General features: G+C 66.3%; 21 protein-coding genes. 3 read left to right on the top strand and 18 right to left on the bottom strand.

The features are described 5' to 3' along the window. Positions 1-11 precede the first annotated feature (11 nt). The 8 genes from PXJ20_RS16710 to PXJ20_RS16675 all read right to left on the bottom strand — a co-directional run bounded on the left by PXJ20_RS16710 (position 12) and on the right by PXJ20_RS16675 (position 10449). Positions 12-965 carry a sugar kinase gene (locus tag PXJ20_RS16710; protein WP_421029323.1) on the bottom strand — a complete coding sequence of 318 codons (954 nt, stop codon included), beginning with the start codon at positions 963-965 and terminating at the stop codon, positions 12-14. A 3-nt stretch (positions 966-968) separates the two neighbouring features. Continuing rightward, the gene (rimO, locus tag PXJ20_RS16705; protein WP_017773770.1) at positions 969-2372 is read right to left on the bottom strand and encodes a 30S ribosomal protein S12 methylthiotransferase RimO; all 1404 of its coding nucleotides are present in this window, start codon (positions 2370-2372) and stop codon (positions 969-971) included. Positions 2373-2722: 350 nt separating this feature from the next. After that, positions 2723-3364 carry a polyhydroxyalkanoate synthesis repressor PhaR gene (gene phaR / locus PXJ20_RS16700; RefSeq protein WP_277596237.1) on the bottom strand — a complete coding sequence of 214 codons (642 nt, stop codon included), beginning with the start codon at positions 3362-3364 and terminating at the stop codon, positions 2723-2725. A 130-nt stretch (positions 3365-3494) separates the two neighbouring features. Further along, the gene (locus PXJ20_RS16695) at positions 3495-4235 is read right to left on the bottom strand and encodes a 3-ketoacyl-ACP reductase (RefSeq protein WP_026121238.1); all 741 of its coding nucleotides are present in this window, start codon (positions 4233-4235) and stop codon (positions 3495-3497) included. A gap of 171 nt (positions 4236-4406) precedes the next feature. Continuing rightward, positions 4407-5588, bottom strand: a complete 1182-nt coding sequence (locus PXJ20_RS16690; RefSeq protein WP_199539980.1) for an acetyl-CoA C-acetyltransferase — start codon at positions 5586-5588, stop codon at positions 4407-4409. 94 nt (positions 5589-5682) lie between these two features. Further along, complete coding sequence (gene phaC, locus PXJ20_RS16685) at positions 5683-7704, bottom strand: class I poly(R)-hydroxyalkanoic acid synthase (protein ID WP_421029324.1); 2022 nt, start codon at positions 7702-7704, stop codon at positions 5683-5685. 592 nt (positions 7705-8296) lie between these two features. Further along, positions 8297-9163, bottom strand: coding sequence for a peptidoglycan editing factor PgeF (pgeF, locus tag PXJ20_RS16680; protein WP_421029325.1), 867 nt, complete (start codon positions 9161-9163; stop codon positions 8297-8299). Then, positions 9160-10449, bottom strand: a complete 1290-nt coding sequence (locus PXJ20_RS16675; protein WP_421029326.1) for an RluA family pseudouridine synthase — start codon at positions 10447-10449, stop codon at positions 9160-9162. Before PXJ20_RS16675 ends, pgeF begins: the two co-directional genes overlap by 4 nt. Before the next feature lie 196 nt (positions 10450-10645). Between PXJ20_RS16675 and PXJ20_RS16670 the strand changes: the two genes are divergently transcribed. Further along, complete coding sequence (locus tag PXJ20_RS16670; RefSeq protein ID WP_421029327.1) at positions 10646-11434, top strand: outer membrane protein assembly factor BamD; 789 nt, start codon at positions 10646-10648, stop codon at positions 11432-11434. A gap of 119 nt (positions 11435-11553) precedes the next feature. On the opposite strand, the gene rlmD is transcribed toward PXJ20_RS16670, so the two are convergent. After that, positions 11554-13014 (bottom strand): 23S rRNA (uracil(1939)-C(5))-methyltransferase RlmD, encoded by a 1461-nt coding sequence (gene rlmD, locus PXJ20_RS16665; RefSeq protein WP_421030915.1) that lies wholly within the window; start codon positions 13012-13014, stop codon positions 11554-11556. Between the two features lie 132 nt (positions 13015-13146). Between rlmD and PXJ20_RS16660 the strand changes: the two genes are divergently transcribed. Then, a complete protein-coding gene (locus tag PXJ20_RS16660) occupies positions 13147-14052 on the top strand; it encodes an endonuclease/exonuclease/phosphatase family protein (protein ID WP_026121236.1) in 906 nt (301 codons plus the stop codon). A gap of 66 nt (positions 14053-14118) precedes the next feature. On the opposite strand, the gene PXJ20_RS16655 is transcribed toward PXJ20_RS16660, so the two are convergent. From PXJ20_RS16655 to surE, 5 genes are read right to left on the bottom strand one after another with little or no spacing between them, the layout of a single operon-like run. After that, positions 14119-14895 carry a 3'-5' exonuclease gene (locus PXJ20_RS16655; RefSeq protein WP_421029328.1) on the bottom strand — a complete coding sequence of 259 codons (777 nt, stop codon included), beginning with the start codon at positions 14893-14895 and terminating at the stop codon, positions 14119-14121. Between the two features lie 3 nt (positions 14896-14898). Next, complete coding sequence (gene rpoS, locus PXJ20_RS16650) at positions 14899-15990, bottom strand: RNA polymerase sigma factor RpoS (RefSeq protein ID WP_413211897.1); 1092 nt, start codon at positions 15988-15990, stop codon at positions 14899-14901. 11 nt (positions 15991-16001) lie between these two features. Then, on the bottom strand, positions 16002-16925 hold the full coding sequence (locus tag PXJ20_RS16645) for a peptidoglycan DD-metalloendopeptidase family protein (RefSeq protein ID WP_026121235.1): 924 nt from the start codon (positions 16923-16925) through the stop codon (positions 16002-16004). A gap of 5 nt (positions 16926-16930) precedes the next feature. Next, positions 16931-18082 (bottom strand): protein-L-isoaspartate(D-aspartate) O-methyltransferase, encoded by a 1152-nt coding sequence (locus PXJ20_RS16640; protein WP_421029329.1) that lies wholly within the window; start codon positions 18080-18082, stop codon positions 16931-16933. Beyond that, positions 18079-18837: a 5'/3'-nucleotidase SurE gene (gene surE / locus PXJ20_RS16635; RefSeq protein ID WP_017773755.1), complete on the bottom strand. Its 759-nt coding sequence runs from the start codon at positions 18835-18837 to the stop codon at positions 18079-18081. Before surE ends, PXJ20_RS16640 begins: the two co-directional genes overlap by 4 nt. 179 nt (positions 18838-19016) lie before the next feature. Here surE and PXJ20_RS16630 point away from each other — a divergent pair, with 179 nt between their 5' ends. Further along, on the top strand, positions 19017-19988 hold the full coding sequence (locus tag PXJ20_RS16630; protein WP_421029330.1) for an NADPH:quinone oxidoreductase family protein: 972 nt from the start codon (positions 19017-19019) through the stop codon (positions 19986-19988). 79 nt (positions 19989-20067) lie between these two features. Here the strand turns inward: PXJ20_RS16630 and PXJ20_RS16625 are convergent, their stop codons facing one another. From PXJ20_RS16625 to PXJ20_RS16610, 4 genes are all read right to left on the bottom strand, one after another. After that, positions 20068-21351, bottom strand: coding sequence for a CaiB/BaiF CoA transferase family protein (locus PXJ20_RS16625; RefSeq protein ID WP_126877353.1), 1284 nt, complete (start codon positions 21349-21351; stop codon positions 20068-20070). A 164-nt stretch (positions 21352-21515) separates the two neighbouring features. Next, complete coding sequence (gene recR, locus PXJ20_RS16620) at positions 21516-22112, bottom strand: recombination mediator RecR (RefSeq protein ID WP_126877354.1); 597 nt, start codon at positions 22110-22112, stop codon at positions 21516-21518. Positions 22113-22140: 28 nt separating this feature from the next. Then, positions 22141-22467, bottom strand: a complete 327-nt coding sequence (locus PXJ20_RS16615) for a YbaB/EbfC family nucleoid-associated protein (protein ID WP_017773751.1) — start codon at positions 22465-22467, stop codon at positions 22141-22143. Between the two features lie 70 nt (positions 22468-22537). Further along, a complete protein-coding gene (locus tag PXJ20_RS16610; protein ID WP_421029331.1) occupies positions 22538-25096 on the bottom strand; it encodes a DNA polymerase III subunit gamma/tau in 2559 nt (852 codons plus the stop codon). Positions 25097-25320 lie beyond the last annotated feature (224 nt).

The raw sequence follows: 25320 nt of genomic DNA, 5'->3' as shown, positions 1-25320 counted from the left end.
GAAGGTATCGCTCAACCTGCAAGCGTGCGTTCGACCGTCTCGCGTAGCGGAATGGGCGCGACGGCACCGAAGCCCCGAGTGGAGAGTGCGGCCGCCACGTTCGCGTAACGCGCTGCGGCGAACGGGTCGTCGCCCGCTACGAGGCGCGCCACGAAGGTGCCGCCGAAGCAGTCGCCGGCGCCCGTGGCATCCACCGCATCCACGACGTGGCCCGGCACGACGCGGCGCTCGTCCGGCGTCGCGACATACGCGCCGTCCCGGCCCAGCTTGAGCGCGACCACGCGCGGCCCGTGGGCGAGCAGAAAGTCCACGATCTCGTCGCGGCCCCTGAGTCCGGTGAGCGCGGTCACGTCGTCCCAGCTCGGCAGGCAGATGTCCGTTTGCCGGATCGCTTCGAGCATCACGGCGCGCGCCCGCGCGAGCGGCCAGAGTTTGAGCCGCAGGTTCGTGTCGAAACTCACGCGCACGCCGTTCGCCCGCGCATGGTCGATGGCGGCCAGCGCCGCGTCGCACGCGGACACGCTGATCGCGAGACTGATGCCGGAGAGGTGCACGACCTGGGCGGCCGCAATCGCATCGAGCGGCAGGTCGCGCGGCGCGTAACGGCTCGCCGCCGAACCCGCGCGCAGATAGTCGAACTCATGGCCCGACGGCCCGTGCGAGACGAAGTACACGCCCGTGGAGGCGCCGCCGTCGGTGCGCACATACGACGTATCGACACCTTCGCGCTGCCACAGATCGAGCAGCAGGCGCCCGAAATGATCGCTGCCCACGGCGGACACGAAGCCCGTCGCCGCGCCCTGGCGCGCGGCCGCAATGCAGAAGTTCGACGTGTCGCCGCCGAAACCCTGCAGGTACTCGGGCGCGTTCGGCGATACCTGGTTGAACTCGATCATCGCCTCGCCGAGCGCGAGGATCTGCGGCGTGCCGTGACCCGTGGAAGCTGCCGGACCCGTGGATGCCATGGCTCAGACCTCGCCCCACAGGTCGTGGCCGTCCGCGCCCGTGATCTTCACGGAAACGAAATCGCCCACCTTGTAGCGCTTCGAGGGCTTCGAAGGCGGCGCCACGTAGACCACGCCGTCGATCTCGGGCGCATCCGCGGCCGTGCGGCCAATGCCGCCGTCGGCGTTCACTTCGTCCACGAGCACCTTCAGCGTCTTGCCGACCTTGCGCTGAATGCGTCTGGCCGACACGGCTTCGGCCACTTCCATGAAGCGCGCGCGGCGCGCTTCGCGCACGTCGTCGGGCAAGGCGCCGTCCAGCTCGTTCGCGCTCGCGCCTTCCACCGGCGAGTAGGCGAAGCAGCCCACGCGGTCCAGTTCGGCTTCGCGGATAAAGTCGAGCAGCGTTTCGAACTGCTCCTCGGTCTCACCGGGAAAGCCCGCGATGAACGTGCTGCGGACGGTGAGCTCCGGGCACACCTTGCGCCAGGCCTGCACGCGCTCGAGCGTCTTTTCGGCGTTGGCGGGCCGCTTCATGCGCTTCAACACCTCGGGGTGCGCGTGCTGGAACGGCACGTCGAGATACGGCAGCACATGGCCCTTGAGCGGCCCTTCGGCCATCATCGGAATGATTTCGTCGACGTGCGGATACGGGTAGACATAGTGCAGCCGCACCCACGCGCCGTACTGCGCGGCCAGTTCGCCGAGCGCGCCCACCAGCTCGGTCATGCGCGTCTTGAGCGGTCGGCCGTTCCAGAAACCCGTGCGGTATTTCACGTCGACGCCATAGGCGCTCGTGTCCTGCGAGATGACGAGCAGTTCCTTCACGCCGGAGCGAAACAGGTTCTCGGCTTCGAGCATGACTTCCGCGACGGGACGCGAGACGAGGTCGCCGCGCATCGACGGAATGATGCAGAAGGTGCAGCGATGATTGCAGCCTTCGGAGATCTTGAGGTAGGCGTAGTGGCGCGGGGTGAGCTTGACGCCCGCCGCCGGCACCAGGTCGACGAACGGGTCGTGCGGCTTGGGCAAATGGCTGTGCACGGCCTGCATCACCTCGCCCACGGCATGCGGGCCCGTCACGGCCAGCACCTTCGGATGCACTTCCTCGATGAGACCCGTGCCGCTCGCGCTCTTCTTTGCGCCCAGGCACCCGGTCACGATCACCTTGCCGTTTTCGGTGAGCGCTTCGCCGATGGCGTCGAGGCTTTCCTGCACCGCCTCGTCGATGAAGCCGCACGTGTTGACGACGACGAGATCGGCGCCGTCGTAGGTGCCCGAAATCTCGTACCCTTCGGCACGCAGCTGGGTGATGATCTGCTCGGAATCGACGAGGGCCTTGGGGCACCCCAGGCTGACGAAGCCTACTTTGGGCACGGCGGGCTGGGCGGAATCGCTGGATGAAGCGGGGGAAAGGCTGGGCGGCATAAGAGAGGTCCGGCGCAATGACGACAATGGCGGCGAGACAGTCGCACACGGTCACGCGTGCGCCGCCTCGCGGAGTTCCTCGCGCGCGGCGGGCGCCGGCGCGTAACCGCGTATTGTACCGCGCGGGGCTGTGGGAGGCGCCCGGCTGGTTCGGTGCGAGAGGCGCTGGGCGCGCCTTGTGTAGCAGCGCCCGCCGCTTCGATCGCAACGGAATCGACTGCGTTGCGCGGGCCACGCTTGCCCCGGCGCAACGCAGCGGCTCACGGCTATGTGTCACGGCTTTCGGTCTGCCTTCAGACCGAAAGCCGCCATGTTCGCCGCCGTTTGCCGCGGTTCGCCGCGGTTCACCTTTACTTGCTCTCCGGTTCCTTGTCCGGATTCGGCTCGCCGCGCGCCGCTCCGGCCGAAGGCGAAGCGGAACCGCTGCTGCCGCCCGCGCCCGGGGCGCCCCCCGGCTGCTTGAACGGGAAGCTGCTGAACATGGTCTTCGCCTGGTTCTGCATCTGCTCCTGCATCTGCACGAACATGTTCTTCGACTGCTCGATGTAGCTCGTCATCATGCCCTGCATCATCGGCGCCTGCATGTTCATGAACTGGGACCAGACCTCCGGGTTCATCGCGTTGCCTTCGTACAGGTTCTTCGACTGGTCGGCGAGCTTGTTCTGGATGTCGATGAACGCCTGGATGTTCTTCTCCAGGTACGTGCCCATCATGCCCTGCATCGCATGGCCGTAAAAACGGATGATCTGCGAGAGCATGGACGACGAGAACATCGGCAGCCCGCCGCTCTCCTCCTCGAGGATGATCTGCAGCAGGATGCTGCGCGTCAGATCCTCATTCGTCTTCGCGTCGATGACCTTGAAATCCTCCTGGTCGAGCACGAGCTGCTTGACGTCGGTCAGCGTGATGTACGTGCTCGTTTCAGTGTCATACAGCCGACGGTTGGGATACTTCTTGATCAGTCGTTCGGCGCTCTTCTTTGTAGTCGTCATGTATCGCCCTTTCGCGCGTAACAGCGCAGAAACGGCGCCCGCCCGGCGCACGGCCATCCGTGCGCGAACATCGCGCCGCCAACCTTCTTCTGATCCGTGGGCGCCCTTGCAGCACCGGGCGCCGGCAGGATCAGCCCATGTGCAGACCGCCGTTCAGCGAGAAGTCCGCGCCGGTCGCAAAGCCCGACTCGTCCGACGCCAGCCACCCGACGATCGATGCAATCTCGTCCGGCGAGCCGAGACGGCGCACCGGAATCGTGGCGACGATCTTCTCCAGCACGTCGGGACGGATCGACTTGACCATGTCGGTGCCGATGTAGCCCGGCGACACGGTATTGACGGTCACGCCCTTGGTCGCCACTTCCTGGGCAAGCGCCATCGTGAAGCCGTGAATGCCGGCCTTCGCGGTGGAATAGTTGGTCTGGCCGAACTGCCCCTTCTGCCCGTTGACCGACGAGATGTTGATGATGCGTCCCCAGCCGCGCTCCACCATGCCGTCGATCACCTGCTTGGTCACGTTGAAGAGACTCGTGAGGTTGGTGTCGATCACCGCCGTCCAGTCTTCGTGCGTCATCTTGCGGAACACGACGTCACGCGTGATGCCCGCATTGTTGACGAGTACGTCGACCTCGCCCACTTCGGCCTTCACCTTGTCGAACGCTTCGCGCGTGGACTCCCAGTCCCCAACGTTACCTTCCGACGCGACGAAATCGTAGCCGAGCGCCTTCTGGTCTTCGAGCCATTTCACGCGGCGCGGCGACTTCGGACCGCATCCGGCAATCACCCTGAAACCCTGCTTGTGCAGGCGCTGGCAGATGCTCGTGCCAATGCCGCCCATGCCGCCCGTTACATATGCAATTCGTTGTGACATAAACCACGCTCCGTTATCGTTTTCGGGGCACCGACTGGCGGCCCCATGCCTCGCCCCTCTACCGCTCCTCCTGCTGACCTCGGATGCTGCGCCTACCCGCTCCTACACGCTGCTGCACGCTACGCCGCCGCACCGTGCGCGGCGGCGTAGCGCCGGTGAATCAATGCGGCATTACACGCGCTCGACAGCCAGCGCGACGCCCATGCCGCCGCCGATGCACAGCGAGGCCAGGCCGCGCTTCGCGTCGCGCTTCTGCATTTCGTGCAGCAACGTGACGAGAATCCGGCAGCCCGACGCGCCGATCGGGTGACCGATCGCGATGGCGCCGCCGTTCACGTTGACCTTCGACGTATCCCAGCCCATTTGCTTATGCACGGCGAGCGCCTGCGCAGCGAACGCTTCGTTGATCTCCATGAGGTCGAGGTCCTGCACCGACCAGCCTGCGCGTTCGAGACAGCGGCGCGAGGCCGGCACGGGGCCCATGCCCATCACCTTCGGGTCGACGCCCGCATTCGCATACGCCTTGATGCGTGCGAGCGGCGTGAGGCCCAGCGCTTCGGCCTTCTTCGCCGACATCACCACGACCGCCGCGGCGCCGTCGTTGATGCCTGAGGCGTTCGCGGCCGTCACTGTGCCTTCCTTGCTGAATGCGGGCTTGAGACCTGCCAGCGATTCGGCGGTCACGCCGTGGCGCACGAACTCGTCGGTGGCAAAGCGCAGCGGTTCGCCCTTGCGTTGCGGGATCTCGACGGGCACGATCTCGTCGTCGAAGCGGCCGGCCTTTTGCGCGGCTTCGGCCTTGTTCTGCGAGAGCGCCGCAAACGCGTCCTGCTCTTCGCGCGTGATGTTGTATTCCTTCGCGACGTTTTCGGCCGTCACACCCATGTGGTACTGGTTGTAGACGTCCCACAGGCCGTCCACGATCATGGTGTCGACGAGCTTCGCGTCGCCCATGCGAAAGCCGTCGCGCGAGCCCGGCAGCACGTGGGGCGCCGCACTCATGTTCTCCTGGCCGCCTGCCACGACGATCTCGGCGTCGCCCGCGATGATCGCGTTGGCCGCGAGCATCACGGCCTTCAGGCCCGAGCCGCACACCTTGTTGATGGTCATGGCCGGCACCGCCGTGGGCAGGCCCGCCTTGATCGACGACTGGCGCGCCGGGTTCTGGCCGCTGCCCGCTGCGAGCACCTGGCCCATGATCACTTCGCTCACCTGCTCGGGCTTCACGCCCGCGCGCTCGAGCGCGGCGACGATCACCTTCGAGCCCAGTTCCGGCGCTGCGATCTTCGCGAGCGAGCCACCGAATTTGCCCACCGCCGTGCGGGCGGCCGATACGATCACGACATCAGTCATTTCAGGTTCCTTCGGGCATCAGTGCGCCGGGCGGCGCGAGCCCTTCGAGTTAAAAATCCGTCCGGCCAGGCGAATGGCCGATACGCCGTGCGCTTCAGTCGCGCTGCAGCACGTAGCGTCCTGGCGCCGGCTCGATCTCGGGAAACTCCGCCGAGCCGGGCTGCGTGCGCGCCTTGATCTTGCGTCCCGCGTACTGGTCGAGCCAACTCACCCATTCGGGCCACCAGCTGCCGGGCACTTCCTCCGCCGCCTCGAACCATGCGTCGGCGTCTTCCGGCAGATGCTTGCCGTCGCCGCGCACGGTCCAATAACTACGCTTGTTTTTCGAAGGCGGGTTGATGACGCCCGCAATGTGGCCCGACGCACCGAGCACGAATCGCAGCGGCCCCGTAAGGAGCGGCACCGAGGCGTACGCCGTGCGCCACGGCACGATGTGATCTTCGCGCGAACCGTAGATGAAAGTGGGCACGTCGATGCGCGAGAGGTCGACCGGCTCGCCGCAGACGGTGAGCGCGCCCGGCTCGCGCAGCCGGTTCTCGAGATACGTATTGCGCAGGTACCACACGTACATCGGGCCCGGCAGGTTCGTCGAATCGCTGTTCCAGTACAGCAGGTCGAACGGTGCCGGGGTGCGCCCTTTGAGATAGTTGTCGACCACGTAGTTCCATACGAGATCGTTCGGACGCAGGAACGAGAACGTGTTCGCGAATTCGACGCCGCGCATCAGGCCCGGCATCGCGCCGTCCTTGCCGCCGATGGTCTGCTCGCGCATCTGCACGTGCGCCTCGTCGACGAACACGTCGAGCACGCCGGTGTCCGAGAAGTCGAGCATCGCGGTGAGCAGCGTCATCGAGGCGGCCGGATGTTCGCCGCGCGCAGCGGCCACGGCGAGCGCCGCAGCGAGCAACGTGCCGCCCACGCAGAAGCCGAGCGTATTGATCTGCTCGCGTCCGCTGATGCTGCGCACCGTTTCGATCGCGGTGAGCACACCCTCTTCCACGTAGTGGTCCCAGCTCTTGTGCGCAATCGACGCGTCCGCATTGCGCCACGAAACCAGATAGACCTGGTGGCCCGACTCCAGCGCGTACGCGACGAGCGAATTCTCGGGCTGCAGATCGAGAATGTAGAACTTGTTGATACACGGCGGCACGATGAGCAGCGGCCGCTCGCGCACCGACGACGTACGCGGCTTGTACTGGATCAGCTGCATCAGGTCGTTCTCGAATACGACCGAGCCTTCCGTATTCGCAAGATTCTTGCCGACCACGAAGCGCGACTCGTCGGTCTGCGAAATCTTGCCGCGCTGCAGGTCGGCGAGCAGATTCATCACGCCCTGACGCAAGCTCTCGCCGTGACTCTCGAGCAGCGTCTTTTGCGCTTCGGGGTTGAGTGCGAGGAAGTTGCTGGGCGAAGCGGCGGCGGTCCATTGCTGCACGGCGAAACGAATGCGCTCGCGCGTCTTCGCGTCGGTCTGAAGCGCATCGACCAGCTCATGCAGATAGCGTGCGTTGAGCAGATACCACGCGGCCGTGAATGCATAGGCCGGCGTCGTCTTCCATGCGTCGGCCGAGAAGCGGCGGTCTTTGAGTTCGGGCGGGGTCTGGGCGGTGTCGGCTGCCTGTTGCAGCAGTTGCATCGCCTCGCGCGAATAGTCGGATTGGAGCGACTGCAAGCGCTCGGGCGCAATGGATGCCGTGGGCAGTTTCAACGCCTGCAATGCGGAGAACGGCGAGGACGCGAACGATGCGGCAGCCTTGGTGAAGTCAGGCATCGGCGGCATGGCCGGCATCGAAGGCATAGCGCCCGCGTTGAATGCCCCAGTTGCGCCCGGTGCGCCGAGCGGCCACCAGGGCCACGCGGACGCCGCACCTGCGCTTTCGTTCTTGCCGGCACCATTTGCACCATGGGCACCGGCGGCGCCATGGCGTGCCGCATTCGCCGCAACCGCGGCGCCTTCCTGCACCTGTTGAGTGGCAGCATTCGCGAGCGAACGCCAGGCATTGAGCCAGGCATCGAACATCTGCTGCATGCCGGCAGCGTCCGGCGAGGTTTGCTGCGTGCTGTGCGCCGAAGCGTTGTTACGCGAGGAAGCGGAGGAATCTCGTGATGCAGCCATACCTGCTGTTGACCGGTGTGCCCCGAAGGACGGGTTGAGAGGCAGGTTGCCTGCGCACGGGCCGATTGCTCGCGACCTCGACGCCCTGTCCCGTGGATGGGAAACATTCTTGCTCCCCACCAAAAGCCATGTCAATGCTTGGTCCCGATTTTGCCGCAGTGCGATATTTTTTTTATTATCGTTTTCCCCCATCCGTTATGCTGCGCAGCAATTCGCGCACGCGCACGATGCGTAATGGGACGGCAAAGGGACGGCAAAGGGACGGCGAAGCCATGCGGGGCGGCCTCTTGCGACTGCCGCGCTGAGACAGGATGTCGCGAACATGCCGATATGTGCGGTGCCGCGCAGAACATGGCGTGCGGCGGCTTCTGCGCAGATGCTGCATTCGACATGCGGCATGAGCGTAACCGGTTCGCTCGCGCCTCGTGCATTCGTCGTGCATTCGTCGTGCGATTGCAGCCGCCATACGTGATTGCAGCCGCGATACGTCAATGACTCGCGCAGTATCCATTCATCCGCACGTCCCGCATTTGCTCGCGCGGCGGCGAATTGATCGCACGGTCATGCCGCACGTCACCCCGCATGTCACCCTTCAATCGTTGAGCCAGATCATGGCCGCCATGCGTCCCGTCACGCGATCGCGCCGGTAAGAATAGAAGTGCTCGCGATCGGTGACTGTGCAGTGGTCGCCGCCTGCAATCGATTCAATGCCGATTGCATTCAGGCGCAAACGCGCAAGCGCCGGCAGGTTGGCCAGATATTTGTCGCGCGTATGCGGATGCGCGACGAACGCACTCGCCGTTCCGGCCGCGATGGCAGACGACGCTCTCGCCTGTCGCGACTCGTCCACATCGGGCAAGCTGTTCATGAAGACGTCACGCACGTCTGCGCCGACTTCGAACGCGGCCGGACCAATGGCGGGGCCGAGATAAACCTGAAGCGACTCGACCGCACAACCGGCCTGCGCGGCCACGCGTGCAGCGGTCTTTTCGATCACGCCCGCAGCAAGCCCACGCCAGCCCGCATGCGCGGCCCCCACGGCACGTCCCGCCGGATCGCAGATCAGCACCGGCATGCAATCGGCAACCATCACCACGCAGGCCACGCCTGCCCTGGTGGTCACGCTCGCATCGGCGCGCAGCGGCGTACCGTCCGTGTCCAGCGCGGAGAGCGCGTCTTCCGCCTGCACCACCTCGCTGCCGTGTATCTGTTCGAGCCATGCGGGCCGCGCGCCAGCGAGCGCGACGAGACGCGCGCGGTTGACCTCGACGTGCGCGAGATCGTCGCCGGTATGTGTGCCGAGGTTCAGGCCGCCGGGCCCGTCAGCGCCATCGCGCCAGCGGCCGTAGGGCGGCTCGCTCACACCGCCGTTGCGTGTCGTCACGCATGCGCGCACGCGCGGCGAGACGGTCCAGCCGGGTTGGAGCACGTCGGCGAGTGTCAGATCAGGCACGGTCATGCGCGAGGGTCCTTGTCTTCGTCGGAAGACGGATCGTAGCCGCCTTCGTCGGTATCGTCATAGGGTTCGTCTGCGTACGTGTCTTCGTCCGCGTCTTGTTCGTACGAATCGTCTTCGTACAGGTCTTCTTCCGCAAAACCGTGAGCTGCGTCCTCGGCGCCGAAGCCGAGCGCTGCGATCAGTTCCTGCATGTCTTGCGGTACCTCGGCGCGCCAGCGCATGGGCCGGCCGGTACGCGGATGCACGAGGCCGAGCTGCCACGCGTGCAGCGCCTGGCGAGAGAAACCACCAGGCAACGGCGTGACGGAACGCTTGCCGCGCGCGCGTCCATACACGGGATCGCCCAGCAGCGGATGACCGACGTGCGCGCAATGCACGCGAATCTGGTGCGTGCGGCCCGTCTCCAGATCGCAGTGAATCGCGCTGACGGGCTGACCCTGCCAGACCGTCGAGTCGACCAGCCGAAAATGCGTGCGCGCCGGCTTGCCCGAAGCCCCCGCCACGACCGCCATGCGCGTGCGTTCGCGCGGATCGCGTCCAATGGGCGCGTCGATGGTGCCTTCCTCGGGCATGTTGCCCCACACGAGCGCGAGATAACGGCGCTTCACTGTGCGCGCCTGCAACTGGCGCACGAGATCGGTCTGCGCCTCGAGCGTGCGCGCCACGACCATCAGGCCCGATGTTTCCCTGTCGAGCCGATGCACGATGCCCGCTCGTGGCAGCCCCGCCGCCGCTTCGCCATAGCGATGCAGCAGGCCGTTGAGCACGGTGCCGCTCCAGTTGCCCGCAGCGGGATGCACGACGAGCCCGGCCGGCTTGTCGATCACGACGAGCGTGTCGTCCTCATAGACGATCTCGAGCGGCACCGGCTCCGGCGTGAACGCCAGTTGCTCGGGCAAGAGGTCGGGCACGAGTTCGATCGTCGCGCCAAGCGGCACCGGCTGGCGGATCTTTGCGGGCGCTCCGTTCACGCGCACACGCTGCGCCTCGATCCACGCCTGCAGGCGGCTGCGCGAAAATTCCGGGAAGACTTTGGCGACCACCTTGTCGAGTCGCTCGCCGGCCAGTTGAGGCGGCACCTCGGCCACGCGCGGCGCGGCTGCGTCGCGTTGTGGGACCTCGGCGCCGACGTCCGCTCCGCGGCCGGAAAGCGCGAGTTCGTCGCTCTCCAGTTCGTCGTCGAGCGGCTCGCCTGCAACTGCGTCGTCGGGCGAGCCGCCCAGGCTATAATCGCTGCTGTTTTTGGCGCCGGCTGCTGCGGCGTCCCGAGGATCTGAACGGGTCATTGAGTTGGGTCGACTGGACCTGAAGCTGAACTGGAAAATGCGAGCCTTGAACACCACTACTCCATCCGGCCCACGCGCCGCACGGGTCACTGACCAGCAAGCGGCGCGACTCGCGGCACATTGCGGGGCCCAACATGAAGCGCAGGAAGCGGCCGAAGGAACGGTCCGGGCAGTCTCGCGCACGGCTCGCGGCATCGTGAAGTACGCGGTTTGCGCCGCGGCGCTGGCCATCGTGGCAGCCTGCCATGGTCTGCCGGAAAAAACCGACGAGACAGCAGCCTGGCCGAACAACAAATTATATACGGAGGCCCAGGACGCGCTCTCCGGCAGCGACTGGGGCAAGTGCGCGAAGTACTTCGAACTGCTTGAAGGTCGCGACCCGTTCGGCCACTTCGCCCAGCAGGCGCAGATCAATGTGGCGTACTGCAACTGGAAGGACGGCGAAACGGCTGCCGCCGACGACGCCGTCGACCGCTTCATCCGGCTGCATCCGGATCACCCCGACATCGCCTACGCGTACTACCTGAAGGGCATGATCCACTTCAACGACGACCTCGGTCTGTTCGGCCGCTTCTCCGGCCAGGACATGAGCGAGCGCGATCCGAAGTCGCTGCGCGAGTCGTATGACGCGTTCAAGACCGTGGTGGACCGCTACCCTAACAGCAAGTACGCACCGGATGCGGCGCAGCGCATGCGCTACATCGTGAACGCGCTCGCCTCGCACGAAGTGCACGCCGCCGACTACTACTATCGGCGCGGCGCCTATGTGGCCGCCATCAACCGCGCGCAGCTGGCGATCAAGGAGTATCGCAACGCGCCCGCTATCGAAGACGCGCTGCACATCATGATGCTGTCGTATCAGAAGCTCAACGAGCCGCAACTCGCAGACGATACGAAGCGCGTCTTGGCCTCCACGTTCCCGGACAGCCCGTACGTCACCGGACACGCGCGACCCACCAAGGCGAAGTCCTGGTGGCAGTTCTGATCTGACCGCATCGCTGTTCTCAAAACAAAAACGCCACGGCATTGCGCCGTGGCGTTTTTCTTTACAGCCCGGGTTGCGCTTGCGGCGGACCGCAAGCACGACCGCCCGCTTAACCCCCTTCAGTCCCGCTCGAACAGCGCGATCGACTCGACGTGCGACGTATGCGGGAACATGTTCACCACGCCCGCGCCCTTGAGCCGGTAGCCGGCTTCGTGCACGAGCAGACCCGCGTCGCGCGCGAGCGTGGCGGGATTGCACGACACGTAGACGATGCGCGACGGCAGCGGACCGTCGCCCGACTGCGCGATCTCCGCGAGCGCCTTGGACACCGCAAGCGCCCCTTCGCGCGGCGGATCGACGAGGAACTTGTCGAAATGTCCCAGCGCGCGCATGTCGTCGGCGCTCACCTCGAACAGGTTGCGGCACGCGAACGACGTGTGCCCGTCCACACCGTTCTCTTTCGCGTTGGCAAGCGCACGCGTGGTCAGCGCCTCGCTGCCTTCGATACCCACCACCTCGCGCGCGAGTCGCGCGAGCGGCAGCGTGAAGTTGCCGATGCCGCAGAAGAGATCGAGCACCCTGTCGCTTGCAGCGGGCGCCAACAGCCGCAACGCACGGCCCACCAGCACACGGTTGATCTGGTGATTCACCTGCGTGAAATCGGTCGGCTTGAACGGCATGCGGATGCCGAACTCCGGCAGCGTGTAGTCGAGCTGCGCGTCGAGCGGATAGAACGGGAAAACGGTGTCCGGTCCCTTCGGCTGCAGCCAGAACTGTACGTTGTACTCGTCGGCAAACACGCGCAGCAGCGCCTCGTCGGCGGCGTTGATCGGCTCGAGAATGCGCAGCACCAGCGCCGTCACGCTGGCGCCCACCGCGAGCTCGATCTGCGGCATGCGTTCCTTGATCGACAGCCCCTCCACAAGGTGCCGCAGCGGCACGAGCATTGCTGAGACGTGAGGCGGCAGCACTTCGCAGCTCGTCATGTCGGCGACATAGCTGCTCTTGCGCTCGTGAAAACCCACCAGCACGCCGCCCTTCTTCGGCACGTTGCGCACGGTGAGCCGCGCGCGATAGCGGTAGCCCCACGACGGGCCGTGGATGGGCCGGAACATGGTTTCGGCGCGCAGCTTCGCGAGATGCTGAAGGTTGTCTTCAAGCACCCGCTGCTTCACGGCGATCTGTGCCCGCACGTCGAGATGCTGCATCGAACAGCCGCCACAGGTGCCGAAGAATTTGCACTGCGGCACGGTGCGCGTCACGCTTTCGCGCAGCACGTCGACCACCTGGGCCTGCTCGAAGCTCGGCTTCTTGCGATAACTGGAGTACGTGACGCGCTCGCCCGGCAGCGCGCCTTCGACGAAGATCACCTTGCCGGGCTGGCCGTCGTCGGTCACGGTGCGGCCCACGCCGCGCGCCTCCATGTCGAGCGACTCGATTTCGAGGGTCGGCGCCTGAAACGCGGTTTGCGGCGACGCGCCCTGGGCGCCACCGGCGGCGGTCTTTTCTTTTCTGGAGCGACGGGTGGAAGCAGCTTGGGACACCTGCGAATTCCTGGCAGACAATGGGTGGCACGCCAGCCGGTGAAAAACGGACAACCAACGGACAACAGCGCGGCAAAGGCGAGATTGTAGACGATGTGGACCGTGCGCCCGCGCAGTCCCGATCCGTCGGCAGCGCGGCACCGCAACCAACCGTACCGGGAGATGACGATGCGACTGATCAGCTGGAATGTCCAATGGGGACGCGACGCCGACGGCAAGGTCGACCTCGCGCGGACCGTGGCCGAGGCACGGCGCCTCGTGGACTTCGACGTGTTCTGCATGCAGGAGGTGACGCGCGGCTTCGGCGCGCTGCCCGGCCATCCCGGCGACGACCAGTTCGCCGAACTCGCTGCGTTGCTCCCGGGCTTCACGGTGCTCGATGCGATCGGCGCCGATCTTCCGGCGTTGCCGGCCGGCTCCGGCAGTTCGGGTTCTGTCGCTGACCTGGGCTCCGCCGCGGCCCACCCGCGCCGGCGGCAATTCGGCAACGCCATTGCCACCCGGCTGCCGGTCGAGCACGTGATCCGCCATTCGCTGCCCTGGCCTCCCGATCCGGCTGCGCCGTCCATGCAGCGCGTCGCGCTGGAGGCCATCATCCGCACGCCGGATCTCGGCCCGGTGCGCGTGCTCGTCACGCATCTCGAGTTCTATTCGATGCAGCAGCGCGTGGCGCAGGTCGACGAGCTGCGGAGGCTGCAACTGGAAGCCGCGGGCCACGCGGCCCATCCCGCTCCCGCCGAAAATGCCGAGGGACCGTTCGCGCCCACCAGCCGGCCCGCGAGCGCAGTTATCTGCGGCGACTTCAACAGCGATTTCGGCAGCGAGGCGTATCAGCGCATGCTCGCGCCGCTGGCGGGCAGCCCTTCCTTCATCGACGCGTGGACCACGCTGCACCCGGGCTTGACGCCGCCGCCCACGGCCGGCGTTTACGACAAGGCGCAGTGGAGCGATGGGCCGATTGCCTGCGACTTCGTATTCGTCACGGAAGATCTGCGTGACCGGCTGAGGCGCTGCGAAATCGACGGCGCGACGCGCGCGTCCGACCATCAGCCGGTCGTGCTGGAAATGGATTGACGGGACTGAAGCAGGTGCGCTTAAGGGGACGGCGCAAAGCGCAGCGGACCGTTCACCGATGGCGCATCACTGATCGAACGCCGCGAGGTATTCGGCCCAGTGCGCGGCCGGTTCCTCCGCGAGCGAATTCTTCACGAGCGCGATCTCGTCCGCGTATTCGTCGGCGGAGAGGCCGCCGCGCATCAACTGGAAGCGGCAATACAGCAGGTAGGTATTGACGACGTCCGTCTCGCAGTAATTACGGATTTCCTCGATCCGCCCCTCCTGGAACGCCTGCCATACCTGGCCGCCGTCCATGCCGAGCTTGCCGGGAAAACCGCACAGCTTCGCGAGTGCGTCGAGCGGCGCATTCGCGCGCGCCTGGTACATCGCGAGCAGGTCCATCAGGTCGGTGTGGCGCGAGTGATAGCGGCTGATGTAGTTGTTCCACTTGAACTCGCGATCGTCCTCGCCGAGGTCCCAGTAGCGCGACGCGCGAATGCCGTGCACGAGTGCCCGATAGTGGAGGACCGGCAGGTCGAAGCCGCCGCCGTTCCACGACACCAGTTGCGGCGTGTACTTTTCGATGGTGCGGTAGAACGACTGGATCAGCGCGCCCTCGCCGTCCGCGAGCGTGCCGAGCGAGCGCACGCGGAATCCGCTGCTGTCGCGAAACACGCACGAGATCGCGGCGACGCGCTGCAGATGGTGCGGCAGGAAATCGCTGCCGGTCTTTTCGCGGCGAGCCGCGAAGGCGTGCTCCGCCACTTCGGCGTCGGTCAGCGTAGCGGGAAGATCGTCGAGGCGTCGAATGCCGGCGACATCGGGAATCGTCTCGATGTCGAATACGAGGATGGGTGTCATCAGTTACAGAACGGCGTCCTTGCGCACGCCATTGGAGGCGAAGAAACGTTTGAGCCGCACGAGTGCCTCCTGCTGGATCTGCCGCACGCGTTCGCGCGTGAGGCCCATTTCGTCGGCGAGTTCTTCGAGGGTGGCCGGTTCGATGTGGTTGAGGCCGAAACGGCGCTCGATCACGTGGCGGTGCTTGTCCGAGAGGCGCGCAAGCCAGGCGCGCGTGAGCGTTTCGAGTTCGCGGTGCTGGACTTCGGCATCGGGCGACTGGCTCTGGTCGTCGGACAAGAGGTCAAGCAGGCTGCTTGCCGGGTCGAGGTCGAGCGGCGCGTCGAGCGAGGCCGTATGCTCGTTGAGCGCGAGGATGTCCGTGACTTCCTCGGTGGTCTTGCCGGTGAGATAAGCGATGTCGTCGATGCTGGCGTCGCGCCGCTCGGCGGCTTCGCCCGAATTGAGCGAATTCTTTTCGAGGTGGCGCTTCGCGCGCAGCACCTGGTTCAGCTCGCGGATCACGTGCACGGGCAGCCGCACGGTGCGCGCCTGGTTCATGATGGCGCGCTCGATGCTCTGGCGGATCCACCAGGTGGCATACGTCGAGAAGCGGAACCCGCGTGCCGGATCGAATTTCTCGATGGCGTGCATGAGGCCCAGGTTGCCCTCCTCGATCAGATCGAGCAGCGGCACGCCGCGATTCAGGTAACCCTTCGCGATGCTCACGACGAGCCGCAGATTGCGCTCGATCATGACCTGCCGCGCCTCGAACTCGCCGGCCTTCGCGAGCCGCGAGTAGCGCTGCTCCTCCTCCACGGTGAGGAGCGGCTTCACGCTGATGCGATTCAGATAATGCTGGATAGTGTCGGCCGTGAGTTCGGCCTGCAGGAGCGCGCGAAAGTCGTCGGCGTCGGGTGCCGCCTCCCGGCTGCCCTCCTGCTCTTCGGCCTCGTCCCCACCGGATTCCCGCTCGTCGAAATCGCGACCGCCGTCGTTGCTGTCGAGCGATTCGTCTTCGTTCGCCGATGCGCCGCCCTCGTCCACCGAAGCCTCGGCGGCTCGGTTCACGGACTCGCTCCCGGTTTGCTGCTGGCGGCGCTTCGGTTTCGGCATGGTCAGCTCGCTTATTGCGGCGGCAAATACTTCAGCGGGTCGACAGGTTTACCCTGACGGCGAACTTCGAAATGCAGCATGACGCGGTCCGAATCGGTATTCCCCATTTCGGCGATCTTCTGCCCCTTCGTGACCGCATCCCCCTCTTTTACCATCAAAGCGCTGTTATGTGCATACGCCGTGAGGTACGTCGCATCATGCTTGATGATAATGAGATTGCCGTATCCGCGCAGCCCATTTCCGGCATAGACCACGCGTCCGTCCGCAGCGGCCTTCACCGCCTGGCCCTGCGAGCCGCCGATGTTGACGCCCTTGTTCTTCGAATCGTCGAAGGTATTGAGGATCGGGCCGCGCACCGGCCACGAGAACGCGATGGTGCCGCCACTTGCCGCGCTCGTGTCGCTCGCGGCGGGCTGCGGAGGAATCGTGGTTGCCGTGGAGGCTGAACCGTTCGTGGAGGGCGCAGTTGCCGAGCTCGTCGACGCAGCCCCCGCGGCAGTCGAGCCGCCAAGCGGTGCGCTTTGCACGCCGCCGCCCACGATGGGTGACGTGGCCACGCCAGGCGTTGCACCGGCAACGTTCGCGCCCGGCGGCGCCACGCGCAACAGCTGATCGACCTCGATCTGGTTGGGGTTCGCCAGGTTGTTCCACGTGGCGATGTCGCGATAGTTCTGACCGTTCTCGAGCGCAATGCGATAAAGCGTGTCGCCCGGCTTCACCCGGTAATAGCCCGGCGGGGGCGGTCCGAGCGGCACGGCGGGCTGCGCCGTGGCAGCGGCCGTGTTGAGCGCACTGGAGCGATCGACCACCGGCGCGTTGTCGAGCCGCGTGGCGCACGCCGTCAGCAGAGAAATCGCGAGCACGCATGCGCTACGTTGAAAAACCGTCAGATCTACATTCATTTTGTTTCTTTGCATCGCGCGCAACATACTCATCGTTTTCAAATCACTCCGGATTTTAAGGGGACAAAGAAAACGCGATCAAGCCGCACCTCGCGCCATTGCGCAGGCCCCGTGCGCTCCACCAGCGTGAGCACCTGGGCGCTCTCGCCCTGCGCGCCCGCAGCGCCCTGCTCGGCCACCGGCGCCACGAGCCGCCCGCCGATGGCGAGCTGATCGAGAAGTGCCTGCGGCACGTCGAGCCCAGCCGCGGCGATCACGATGGCGTCGAACGGCGCCGCGGCCGGCAGGCCCAGCCTCCCGTCGCCGTAATGCAGGCGGATGTTCGGAATGCGCAGCGGACGCAGATTCGTCTTCGCGCGCTCGTAGAGCGGCTTGATCCGTTCGATCGAATACACCTCGCGTGCCACCTGGCTCAGCACCGCGGCCTGATACCCGCAACCCGTGCCGATTTCGAGCACGCTCGCCAGCGGCCGGCCCGCGGCAGCAAGCTCGATCATGCGGGCCACGACCGAAGGCTTCGAGATCGTCTGGTGATGGCCGATCGGCAGCGCCGCATCTTCGTAGGCCTGGGTCGCGAGGCCCGGGTCGACGAACATGTGGCGCGGCACGACCGACATCGCATTGAGCACGCGTGAATCGGCAATGCCGTTCGCCCGCAGCCGTTCGACCATACGCTCGCGCACCCGTTCCGAGGTCAGCGCGAGCGCGCCGTTCAAGGCGACATTGGGCGCGCCGGCCAGCGTCGCGCGAGCGCCGCCAACGCCGACTGCCCGGACCGGATTCGACAATAACGACGCGGCGCCAGCCGCCTTCTTCGGTGCGCCGGCAAGCGAAGCGACAGACGCGCCTCGCGGCCGCGCCGCGCTCTGGGGCTTCGTCGACACCGTGCCTTGCGGCGTGCCGGCGTCACGCGCCTTGATCGCGATGGGCTGCGCTGACTTCGCCGCGGCAGGCCGCGCTGCACGTGGCGACGTGGCCGCCGCGGGTTTCGCTACAACGCCGGGCTTTGCCGCAGCAAGCGGCTTCGGTGATAGGGCAGGCGATCTGGCGACGCCCACCGGCTTCACTGCGGCCGCCGCGCTCGTCGACTTAGCGGCGCGCGCATCGAGCGGACCGGCGTCGCGCTTGCGCGGCTCGCGCACGAGGTCGGCGAGCCCCAGCGGAAAACGCTTTGCGCGCTCGCCTGTCATGAAGCCCTGCGGCCTGCGCGAAGCCAGTCGCGCGCAACGGGAAGCATCTGCGTGTGGGTAAGGTCGAGTTGCAGCGGCGTGATGGACACGTGGCCCGTTGCGACCGCGTGAAAGTCGGTGCCCTCGCTCGCATCGCGCGCGCTGCCCGACGGACCGATCCAGTAGATCGGCTCGCCGCGCGGATTGGTCTGGCGGATCACGGGCTGCGACGGATGGCGCTTGCCGAGGCGCGTGACGCGCCAGTCGCCGAGTTCGTCGTAAGGCCGGTTCGGAATATTGACGTTGAGGAGCGGATGCCCCGGCAGCGGATGCTCGAGAAAGTGCGCGACGATTTCGACCGCTACGCGGGTCGCATCTTCGAGATGCACCCAGTCCTTGTCCACCAGCGAAAACGCAATGGCCGGCACGCCGAACATGATGCCTTCCGTAGCGGCGGCAACCGTGCCCGAGTACAGCGTGTCCTCGCCCATGTTCTGGCCGTTGTTGATGCCGGATACGACGAGGTCGGGCTTGTGATCCAGCATGCCCGTGAGCGCGATGTGGACCGAATCCGTGGGCGTGCCGTTCACGTAGTAGAAGCCGTTCGCCGAGCGCAGCACCGAAAGCGGCCGCGAGAGCGTGAGCGAGTTCGACGCGCCGCTGCAGTTTTGCTCGGGTGCCATCACCGTGACATCGGCAAGCGGCTTGAGCGCCGCGTAAAGCGCGGCGAGTCCGGGTGCCAGATAACCGTCGTCGTTGCTGAGGAGTATTCGCATCGGCCGATTGTAACCGAGGAAAGAAGGCACGCGAACGACACAGCTTGCCGCGCCGCCGTCTACGCATCACCGCGCGAGTGCGCAGTTTTCCAGCGGGCGACGCAGGCGCAAAAGCGCACGTCCGTTCGCCATGCCGTACACTGCTCGTCCGGCATTCGCCTGCACTGTGAGGAGACGTCATGCGCGCAATACGCTGCAACCAGTACGGCCCACCTGCAACGCTCACGCTCGAGGATTTGCCCGATCTGGTGCCGCCGCCGGGCCACGTCGTGATCGACGTGAAAGCCGCGAGCGTCAACTTCCCCGACGTACTGATCATCGAGAACAAATATCAGGTCAAGCCGCCGCTGCCGTTCACGCCCGGCGCAGAAGTGGCGGGCGTGGTGCGCGCGGCGGGAGACGGTGTGACGCTCGCGCCCGGCACGCGCGTGGTCGCATTCGTGGGTTACGGCGGATTTGCCGAGCAGGTGGCAGCGCCTGTTTCGGCCTGTATGCCCTTGCCCGACGACGCCGATTTCGCGACGGCCGCAGCTTTCACGCTCGCATACGGCACCTCGCATCATGCCGTGGTGGACCGTGGCGCGCTGCAGCCCGGCGAAACGATGCTCGTGCTGGGTGCGGCGGGCGGCGTCGGGCTTGCGGCGGTGGAGATCGGCAAGGCGATCGGCGCGCGCGTGATCGCCGCTGCCTCCACGGACGAGAAGCTCGCCGTTTGCACCGCACACGGTGCCCACGCCACGCTGAACTACGCGCGCGACGACCTGCGCGCGCGAATTCGCGAGCTGACCGACGGCAAGGGACCCGACGTGATCTACGATCCCGTGGGCGGTATTTATACGGAGCCCGCCTTTCGCAGCATTGCGTGGCGTGGTCGGCATCTCGTGGTCGGCTTCGCGAACGGCGAGATTCCGAAGCTGCCGCTCAATCTAGCGCTGCTCAAAGGCGCGAGCGTGGTCGGTGTCGCGTGGGGCGAGTTCGCCAAGCGTGAGCCGCAACGCAATGCCGCGGCGTTCGCGCAGATGTTCGACTGGATGAAGGCCGGCAAGCTGCGACCGCATATTTCGGCGCGCCATGCCCTCGCCGATACGCCGCGCGCACTGGCCGACATGGCGTCGCGGCGCGTAACGGGGAAGATCGTCATCGAGATGTGAGCGTGCGCGCCGGGTGCTTTTCTTTGGTGCGCGCGCGACGGGTTGCGTCTGGATTCTGCCCCGCACCCGCCTTCGTGCATTAGATGATCTGCCGCTCTCGCAGCTGCGCGATGCTGTGAGCGTCGTAACCCAGTGCGCCCAGCACTTCGTCCGTATGTTCGCCGAGCTGCGGGCCGAGCCAGCGCGTCTCGCCCGGCGTCTCGGAGAATCTGGGTGTCACCGCGGGCAGCGCCACCTCCACACCATCCTGCCACTTGAAGCGCTGGATCATCTGGCGCGCGATGTACTGCGGGTCCGTGAACATGTCGGCGACGCTGTAGATGCGGCCCGCCGGCACGTCGGCCGCGTTGAGCACCGCGAGCGCCTCGTCGATGGTGCGGCTCGCGAGCCACGCCGCGATCGCGCCGTCGATTTCCACCGTGCGCGGCACGCGGCCGTCGTTGTGCGCGAGCGCCGGGTCGTTGGCCAGGTCGTCGCGGCCGATGGCGAGCATGAGGCGGCGAAAGATCGGATCGCTGTTGCCGCCGATCACGATGCTGCCGTCACGGCACGGATACGTGTTGGACGGCACGATGCCCGGCAGGGATGCGCCGGTGCGTTCGCGCACCATGCCGTAAAGCCCGTATTCGGGCACCACGCTTTCCATCATGTTGAAGACGGCTTCGTAGAGTGCAACGTCGACCACCTGCCCCTTGCCGCCGTTGACCTGACGATGATGCAGCGCCATCAGTGCGCCGATCACGCCGTGCAGCGCCGCGATCGAATCGCCGATGGAGATGCCGATGCGCGGCGGCGGCAGATCGGGATAGCCCGTGATGTGACGCAGCCCGCCCATCGATTCGGCGATCGCGCCGAATCCCGGCCGGTCGCGATACGGGCCGCTCTGCCCGTAACCGGAAAGACGCACCATCACGAGACCGGGATTGCCTTCGGAGAGCACGTCGTAACCGAGGCCCAGCTTTTCGAGCAGCCCTGGCCGGAAGTTTTCGACCACGATGTCGGCTTCGCGCGCGAGACGACGCACGATCTCCTTGCCCTCTTCGGCCTTGAGATTCACCGTCACCGACTTCTTGTTGCGCGCCTGCACCGCCCACCACAGCGAGGTGCCGCCCACCTCGGGATAAAGCTTGCGCCACTTGCGCAGCGGGTCGCCGCCCTTCGGATCTTCGATCTTCACGACGTCCGCGCCGAACTCACCGAGCAGCCGCGCCGCGAAGGGACCCGCGATCAACGTGCCGAGTTCGAGCACCTTGACGCCGGCAAGCGGACCGCGCGGCTTGTCGGTGGCTGGCGTGGCTTGCTGTGCGGCGCCGTCGTCCTGTGCGGCAGGATGGTGCGGAGATTGGGGGGAAGCTGCGCTCATCTGTCTCGTGTCTCTCGGTGATGTCCGGCGCGAAGTTCTCGTGACGATTGCAAACGCTCGCTGCGGACGCCCATTTCCGGCTGCGTTTTCTCGCGACGTTCGTTGCCGCCCGCGCTGGTCGGACCTGGCGCCGCGTGGCGACCTCGCGCCATCCCGCGGCGCCGCTAAAGCGAGCGTCTGTCGAGCATCGCGCGCGCGATCGTGCCGGCGTCCACGTACTCGAGTTCGCCGCCCACGGGCACGCCGCGCGCGAGTCGCGTCACCGTAAGGCCGCGTGCCTTGAGCGTCTGGCCGAGGTAGTGTGCGGTTGCCTCGCCTTCGTTCGTGAAGTTGGTGGCGAGCACCACTTCCTTGACGATGCCGTCCGACGCGCGCTTCACGAGCCGGTCGAAATGGATTTCCTTCGGACCGATGCCGTCGAGCGGACTGAGCCGCCCCATCAGCACGAAATACAGGCCGCGATAGGTCAGGGTCTGTTCGAGCATGATCTGGTCGGCCGGCGTCTCGACGACGCACAACAGCGTCGGGTCGCGCTCGGTGTCGCTGCAGACTTCGCAGATGCGCGCCTCGGTGAAGGTATTGCACTTCTCGCAGTGCTGCAGATGCTCCGTTGCGAACAGCAGCGCGCGGCCGAGCTTCTGCGCGCCTTCGAGGTCGTGCTGCATCAGGTGGTACGCCATGCGCTGCGCGGACTTCGGCCCAACGCCGGGCAGCGCACGCAGCGCTTCGACGAGCGCTGCGAGGGCGGATGGTTGCTTCATGCGAAATCGGTTCCGCTTGGCCTGCGCCTCAGAACGGCAACTTGAAACCCGGCGGCAGCGGCAGACCGGACGTCATGCCGCCCATCTTTTCCTGCGTGGTGGCTTCGGCCTTGCGCACGGCGTCGTTGAAGGCGGCGGCGACGAGGTCTTCCAGCATGTCCTTGTCGTCGGCGAGCAGGCTCGGGTCGATCGAGACGCGGCGCACGTCGTTGCGGCAAGTCATAGTCACCTTCACGAGACCCGCGCCGGACTGCCCTTCCACCTCGATCTGTGCGAGCTGCTCCTGCATCTTCTTCATGTTTTCCTGCATCTGCTGGGCCTGCTTCATGAGCCCGGCGAGTTGGCCTTTCATCATGGTCACTGCTCCTTGTGGATTCTGTGGATTCGAAAACGGAACGCCTCGCGCGCGACGAGGCGTATGCGGGTTAGCGGCCGGCTGGCGCGCCGCCGGCGCTCGTGCCTGCGTCCGGCACGACGGGCCGGATAGAGCCCTGCACGATGCTCGCGCCGAACTCGCGGATCAATTGCTGCACGAATGGCGCGGCGCCGATCTCGCGCTCGGCGTCGCGCTGGCGCTGCGCGCGCGCGGCGGCATCGAGCGCAGCCGCTGTGCGCCGGGCGGGCCCCACCTCGACCTGCACCTCGACGGGTTTGCCGAGCCGCTCGGCGAGCGCCGACTTCAATTTCGCGACCTGCGTGGCCTCGGCGTATTGCGGCACCGGCACACTGAGCTTGAGCGTGGTGCCGTCGAGCGCTGTCAATTCGCTGTTGAACGCCAACTGATACGAGATGCCTTTGAGCGCGAGGCCGACGGCGAGCGCGGGCCAATCGCCGGCAAAACCGATGGCGTCGAGTGCGATGCCGGGCGGCAACTGGCTCACGTCGATCACCGGCGTGGGGGCCGGCCCGGCAGAAGCCGGCCTTGCATCGGCGGACGGCGGGAAACCCGGCTCGCTGTCGAATACGGGCATAAACCGGTCGTCGTGGTCGTCGTGGTCGCCGGGGGACGCGAAGTACGCGTCCTCGGCCCCGGCGGGCAGGTAGTCGTCCGGCGGAATGTCGTCCCAAGGTGGCATCGACGTAGCGGCATCGGCTGCCTGGCGGGCCTGCGGACGGCCGCCTGGCGACGACGCCTCTTCAGCGCGCCGCGGTGCAGCCGGCGCGGAAACCGGGACGTTCACGCGAGGCGCAACGGTCTTGCGTTCCGGGGCCGGTTGGCCGGAAAACTGTGCAGCGGACTTTGACGTGGCCGTTGCAGCCGGCCCAGCCGATGCAGCAGCGGAACGGCTGCGATCCGACGATACCTTCATGCCGGCGTTGCGCAGCACGTCGAGCGCCGCACTCGCACCGCCGCGGCGCGGCGCAGTGGATGCCGTATCGGCTGCTGCCGTTGCCGCTGCCGTTGCTGCTGCCGTTGCCGCTGCCGATGCGGCTGCCGCGGGCGGTTGCGCTGAGCGATCTGTCGATGCAGCCGGCGCGTCGAGAGTCGGCGCACCGTCCGACGCGCTATCCGACATGGCCTCGGGCACAGGAGGTGCAGCATCGACAGGTGTGTCGTTACTTGCCGCCTGAGTTTCTTGCGCGTCCCCATGGGCCGCGCTTTTTGTCGTTACGTCCGCCCCGGTTTCCCAAGGCGGAACAACGGCCGGCGACTGGGCAGGCGAAGGCGTCGCTGGCGGCGCAACGTCGGCGGTTGCGGGCGTTGCGGTTACGGAAGACGTGTCCTCGGACAAAGGCGCGGGTGCCGACGATGGTTGCGTGGAGAGCGGCGCCGCGGCTTGCGCGGCCGTCGCCATGGCGGGGGTAGTCGAACGCGAGCCATTTGCGCCGCCCGATGCGGGTTTCGCCGCGCGCGCACCGCCACTGCCGCCACCGCCTGCACCACCCGCTGCTCCGTTCGCAGCGGGCTCGAAGGCCAGCATGCGCAGCAGCGTCATGGTGAAACCGGCGTATTCGTCGGGCGCGAGCCCCAGTTCGCTTCGGCCGATCGTCGCGATCTGGTAGAAGAGCTGCACGGCCTCGGGAGTCAGCGCGTCAGCGAAGCGGCGCAGGTCCGCGGCTTCGGGCCATTCGTCGAGCACCGACGACGGCGCGAACTGCGCCCAGGCCACGCGATGCAACAGGCCGGCGAGATCCTGCAGCGCGGTGGAGAACGAGAGGCTGCGCGTGGACATTTCGTCAGCGATCGCGAGCACGGCAGCGCCGTCGCCTGCGATCAGCGCATCGATGAGGCGAATGAGATAGCTCTGGTCGAGCGCGCCGAGCATCCCGCGCACGGCTTCTTCGGTCACCTGGTTCGCCGAATACGCGATGGCCTGATCAGTCAGCGAAAGCGCATCGCGCATCGAGCCGTCCGCGGCGCGCGCGAGCAAACGCAGCGCCTGCGGTTCAAACGCCACCTGCTCCTCGCCGAGAATGCGCTCCAGATGCGACACGATATGGCCGGCCGGCATCTGTTTGAGGTTGAACTGCAGACAGCGCGAAAGCACTGTCACGGGAATCTTCTGCGGGTCGGTCGTGGCGAGGATGAACTTGACGTGCGGCGGCGGCTCTTCAAGCGTCTTCAACATCGCGTTGAAGGCGTGGTTCGTGAGCATGTGCACTTCGTCGATCATGTAGACCTTGAAGCGCGCATCCACCGGCGCATAGACGGCGCGCTCGAGCAGCGCCGCCATTTCGTCCACGCCGCGATTACTCGCCGCGTCCATTTCCACGTAATCGACGAAGCGCCCTTCGTCAATTTCCCGGCACGCGCGGCACACGCCGCACGGCGTCGCGGTCACGCCGGTTTCGCAATTGAGCGCCTTCGCGAAAATCCGCGAGAGCGTGGTCTTGCCCACACCACGCGTTCCGGTAAACAGATAAGCGTGATGCAGCCGTCCGCCGTCGAGCGCGTGCGTGAGCGCGCGCACCACGTGCTCCTGTCCGACGAGCGAAGCGAAATCCTTCGGCCGCCACTTGCGTGCGAGAACTTGATAGGTCATCCGGAAATTGTATCAGCAACCCAGGTGCGCAAAGACCTGTCCGCGCCCGGCGGCGCGATGTGACGCCGGCCTGTCGGAGCGCGCGCAGACGCGGCTGCCGCGGATGATACAGGGCGAACGCCGTGGCTTGCGAGAACCGCGCGAAACGAAACGCAGAGCGGGCAAAGCAACGCCGTGAAATCGCACGAAGGCAATTGCAGGAGAGAAGCGAAAAACGGCAACGA

Origin of the sequence: Paraburkholderia sp. A1RI_3L (assembly GCF_048957895.1) — a bacterium.
GTDB lineage: Bacteria > Pseudomonadota > Gammaproteobacteria > Burkholderiales > Burkholderiaceae > Paraburkholderia > Paraburkholderia kururiensis.
The sequence above is the reverse complement of the archived record's forward strand: the minus strand, read 5'-3'. Positions and strand labels throughout refer to the sequence as shown.

What these genes read in the sequence shown, in the direction of transcription:
- PXJ20_RS16710 (WP_421029323.1), bottom strand. Translation starts at nt 965, where the DNA reads ATGGCATCCACGGGTCCGGCAGCTTCCACGGGTCACGGCACGCCGCAG.
- rimO (WP_017773770.1), bottom strand. Translation starts at nt 2,372, where the DNA reads ATGCCGCCCAGCCTTTCCCCCGCTTCATCCAGCGATTCCGCCCAGCCC.
- phaR (WP_277596237.1), bottom strand. Translation starts at nt 3,364, where the DNA reads ATGACGACTACAAAGAAGAGCGCCGAACGACTGATCAAGAAGTATCCC.
- PXJ20_RS16695 (WP_026121238.1), bottom strand. Translation starts at nt 4,235, where the DNA reads ATGTCACAACGAATTGCATATGTAACGGGCGGCATGGGCGGCATTGGC.
- PXJ20_RS16690 (WP_199539980.1), bottom strand. Translation starts at nt 5,588, where the DNA reads ATGACTGATGTCGTGATCGTATCGGCCGCCCGCACGGCGGTGGGCAAA.
- phaC (WP_421029324.1), bottom strand. Translation starts at nt 7,704, where the DNA reads ATGGCTGCATCACGAGATTCCTCCGCTTCCTCGCGTAACAACGCTTCG.
- pgeF (WP_421029325.1), bottom strand. Translation starts at nt 9,163, where the DNA reads ATGACCGTGCCTGATCTGACACTCGCCGACGTGCTCCAACCCGGCTGG.
- PXJ20_RS16675 (WP_421029326.1), bottom strand. Translation starts at nt 10,449, where the DNA reads ATGACCCGTTCAGATCCTCGGGACGCCGCAGCAGCCGGCGCCAAAAAC.
- PXJ20_RS16660 (WP_026121236.1), top strand. Translation starts at nt 13,147, where the DNA reads ATGCGACTGATCAGCTGGAATGTCCAATGGGGACGCGACGCCGACGGC.
- PXJ20_RS16655 (WP_421029328.1), bottom strand. Translation starts at nt 14,895, where the DNA reads ATGACACCCATCCTCGTATTCGACATCGAGACGATTCCCGATGTCGCC.
- rpoS (WP_413211897.1), bottom strand. Translation starts at nt 15,990, where the DNA reads ATGCCGAAACCGAAGCGCCGCCAGCAGCAAACCGGGAGCGAGTCCGTG.
- PXJ20_RS16645 (WP_026121235.1), bottom strand. Translation starts at nt 16,925, where the DNA reads ATGAGTATGTTGCGCGCGATGCAAAGAAACAAAATGAATGTAGATCTG.
- PXJ20_RS16640 (WP_421029329.1), bottom strand. Translation starts at nt 18,082, where the DNA reads ATGACAGGCGAGCGCGCAAAGCGTTTTCCGCTGGGGCTCGCCGACCTC.
- surE (WP_017773755.1), bottom strand. Translation starts at nt 18,837, where the DNA reads ATGCGAATACTCCTCAGCAACGACGACGGTTATCTGGCACCCGGACTC.
- PXJ20_RS16630 (WP_421029330.1), top strand. Translation starts at nt 19,017, where the DNA reads ATGCGCGCAATACGCTGCAACCAGTACGGCCCACCTGCAACGCTCACG.
- PXJ20_RS16625 (WP_126877353.1), bottom strand. Translation starts at nt 21,351, where the DNA reads ATGAGCGCAGCTTCCCCCCAATCTCCGCACCATCCTGCCGCACAGGAC.
- recR (WP_126877354.1), bottom strand. Translation starts at nt 22,112, where the DNA reads ATGAAGCAACCATCCGCCCTCGCAGCGCTCGTCGAAGCGCTGCGTGCG.
- PXJ20_RS16615 (WP_017773751.1), bottom strand. Translation starts at nt 22,467, where the DNA reads ATGATGAAAGGCCAACTCGCCGGGCTCATGAAGCAGGCCCAGCAGATG.
- PXJ20_RS16610 (WP_421029331.1), bottom strand. Translation starts at nt 25,096, where the DNA reads ATGACCTATCAAGTTCTCGCACGCAAGTGGCGGCCGAAGGATTTCGCT.